Origin of the sequence: Desulfurella sp., from assembly GCF_023256235.1 — a bacterium.
Taxonomy (GTDB): domain Bacteria; phylum Campylobacterota_A; class Desulfurellia; order Desulfurellales; family Desulfurellaceae; genus Desulfurella.
In genome coordinates, this window is record NZ_JAGDWY010000053.1 from 16,205 (window position 1) to 19,052 (window position 2,848).

At 27.8% G+C, this 2,848-nt stretch carries 5 protein-coding genes and 1 pseudogene; 1 reads left to right on the forward strand and 5 read right to left on the reverse strand.

The genetic code is table 11. From position 1 onward, the window contains the following. From Q0C22_RS05205 to Q0C22_RS05225, 5 genes and pseudogenes are all read right to left on the reverse strand, one after another. Positions 1–592: pseudogene (locus tag Q0C22_RS05205) on the reverse strand (ATPase); the annotation flags it as partial. 82 nt (positions 593–674) lie between these two features. Next, positions 675–980, reverse strand: coding sequence for an enoyl-CoA hydratase-related protein (locus Q0C22_RS05210; protein ID WP_291492481.1), 306 nt, complete (start codon positions 978–980; stop codon positions 675–677). Positions 981–994: 14 nt separating this feature from the next. After that, entirely contained in the window at positions 995–1,441 is a 447-nt protein-coding gene (locus Q0C22_RS05215) for an enoyl-CoA hydratase/isomerase family protein (RefSeq protein WP_291492483.1), read from the reverse strand. A gap of 6 nt (positions 1,442–1,447) precedes the next feature. Continuing rightward, a complete protein-coding gene (locus Q0C22_RS05220; RefSeq protein ID WP_291492485.1) occupies positions 1,448–1,996 on the reverse strand; it encodes a helix-turn-helix transcriptional regulator in 549 nt (182 codons plus the stop codon). A gap of 27 nt (positions 1,997–2,023) precedes the next feature. Beyond that, on the reverse strand, positions 2,024–2,410 hold the full coding sequence (locus tag Q0C22_RS05225) for a 4-vinyl reductase (RefSeq protein WP_291492487.1): 387 nt from the start codon (positions 2,408–2,410) through the stop codon (positions 2,024–2,026). A 195-nt stretch (positions 2,411–2,605) separates the two neighbouring features. On the opposite strand from Q0C22_RS05225, the gene Q0C22_RS05230 reads away from it, so the two are divergent. Then, positions 2,606–2,848: 7-cyano-7-deazaguanine synthase (locus Q0C22_RS05230; protein WP_291492489.1), on the forward strand; the 243-nt coding region annotated here is incomplete at its 3' end.

The following is a 2,848-nucleotide window of genomic DNA, read 5'->3' on the forward strand; positions in this document are numbered from 1 at the left end:
GATAAGCACGCACTACAAATTCTGCATAAACTGATTTATTTTTAATTTCACCTGGTATATTTGAATTTATAATTGAATTAACATCTTCTTTTGTAGCAAAAACAGGTATTTTGCAACAGGTAGTTTTATCCCAGTGCTCTTCTATATCAATACCACCATACGCTGACATATAAACGGTATCTGCATCTTCATCCATTGAAAAAGCTACAAATGATTCATCATGACTTGAATGCTTTAAGAAAGGTTCAATAAGAAAATGAGTTAAATAACCCTTTATACCTTTTATATTGATACTTTGCTTACTTTTTTGGTTTACCCAATTAATAACGTCTTTTAAAAATACATCACCTGGTGTTTTGTTTTTAAAATATACAAGACCTAATTTGCCACGGTTTCCAAATAACATATCAGGTTTGACTACCAAAGGTACTTCTTTTAACCATGGATTTTCTAGGACTTTTTCATCAAAATTAGTATTTTGTGTTACAAGAACAGATTTAAAATCATAAATAAATGTGTCATCAAAATAATTTTTCCAATTTTTGAATAAAATCCTCTTAGCATCAAATTCTCTTATTCCTCTTGAAGCCATTACCCCTCCTTTTGGCTATTAAACTATTTTTGGATATTTTTAATAATACTGCTTATTAATTAAATAGGATTATCCCTTACTCTTAGCATTTATTACCCCCTCTTTTTTTATTTATTTTTTTAGCTAAAGTATCCATTGTTTGCTGCAGATTTACTAGATAACTGAATAAATCGCTTGAGTAGTCAATTGATTTATCAAATTCCATATCAATAAGGTTTTCCATTCCAATTTTAGTTATTTCAATGGCAGTTTGATTTTTTTGTGCAATATTTAAAGCAATATTATATGTTTCTTCTTCAAGCAATTTACCTTCAACAACTTTATTTACCAAAAGCATTCTTTTTGCCTGATAAGCATTTATTACTTTACCCGTCAATAACATTTCCATTATTATTTTTTTACTCAACGAATGTTTAATAGGCAGGCTTGTCCAATACCGCAAAGTCCAACATTAATTGCAGTTATGCCAATTTTAGCTGATTTTGAACATACAGCCAAATCGCATGCAAATAAAAGCCCTGCACCATTAGCCACAGCATATCCACTAACGCTTGCAATCGTAGGTTTTTTTAAATGATGTATTGTATGATAAAACTCATTCATAGCATATACAAATTCCTTTGTTTGTATGGCGTTTCTGCTTTGCAATTCCTCTAAAGAAATACCTATACTAAAATACTTTTTACTTCCCTGTATTATAATTACTTTAATTGCATCATCCTTGTCTAATTCTTTAAGTACACTATTTAAATCAGTTGCAAGATCCATATCAAACGAATTAAATTGTTTAGGTTTATTAAGTATTATCGTGCCTATAGATTGATCCTTTTTGAAAATGATACTATCCATAAAACCTCAAATATTTGGTGGTGAATCCACGCAAATTAATTCTACATCTATTAAACTAATGTTTTTAATCACAATATAATTCAAATAATTTATATAAAAGCTATCGTTCTCATTTAAAACAACATTTTTATCATCTAATTGCATCTGTATAGTGCCTTTTAGAATATACCCAAATTTTTCTTCTTTTGGTTTTAAATCAATTCTATATTCAGTATCTGGTTTGATAATTTTATATGTTGGTTGCATTCTTTTAAAAGAAAGATTTGAGCATAATAATTTTTCTTCAATATAATTATTCTGACGTCTTATTTTTAAATATTCGTTTTTTTTGAAAAAAAATTTTTCATCTTGGGTATTATTGGAAACTATAATATCCCTAAAACTTAAATCCAGAGTATCTACAATCTTTTTTAATACTTTAAACGATGGTATAACTTTCCCTGTTTCAATTTGAGAAATATAAGCATCGGTATAGCCAATTTTTTTTGCCAGTTCTTTAATTGTCATACCAACTTTTTTTCTTTGCATTTTTATTTTTTCAGCATGTAAATTCATCGCTTACCCCCTCATTTAAGCGATTAATTAGTTTTTTCTTTTTAACTCAAAAACACAATATTTTGCTCCACATGCCTTACATTCAATTTCTTTAGGCTCAAAATTACCACCCATAAAAATTTCCAACATACCAGCAAGACTTCCTCCAAGTGGTAAACAAACCGGTTTTTTACTTGTTATACCATCAGCAAAAATAGAATTGTCAATTTTAATTAAGGCAAAATTTTCTTCTAAATTAAATTCTATTACTTTTTGGTTATAAGCTTGAAGCGCAGCAATTACACATACTTTAATTTCTTCTTTTGTTAAATTTTCTCCAATATAACTTTTTAGATAGGCAGCTGCTTTAGAACCTGCTTTTTTACCAGATAAAACAAATATACCTCCAAGACCAAAACCAGAAAGCTTAATCAACTGTGAATAAAATTCTCTAAATACAGATTTTGGTAAAGGAAAACTCTCAGACTCAAAATAATTTTTGGCTTTTTTTATTTAGCATAAAATGTTTCAAAAGTAAAACAAAAAATAAAAAATTTTATACTTTTTGCAATATAATTTTTTGTATGGTATCATAATTAACGACAGAATGTAGAACTCGAGGTTAGGTTGATGAAGAGCGTACTAATTGGTGTAAGCGGTGGAATAGATAGTACTTTTTCTGCTATTTATTTATCAGAAAAAGGCTACAAAGTTATAGCAATTAATTTAGTACTAACAAGTAAAAATACAGTTTCAAAAGAAGTTATTGATCTATTTAAAAAATATGACATTGACTTTTACACACTTGATACTAAAGATTATTTTAAAAAAACAGTAATTGATAGGTTTATAAATGACTATAAAAACGGCTTT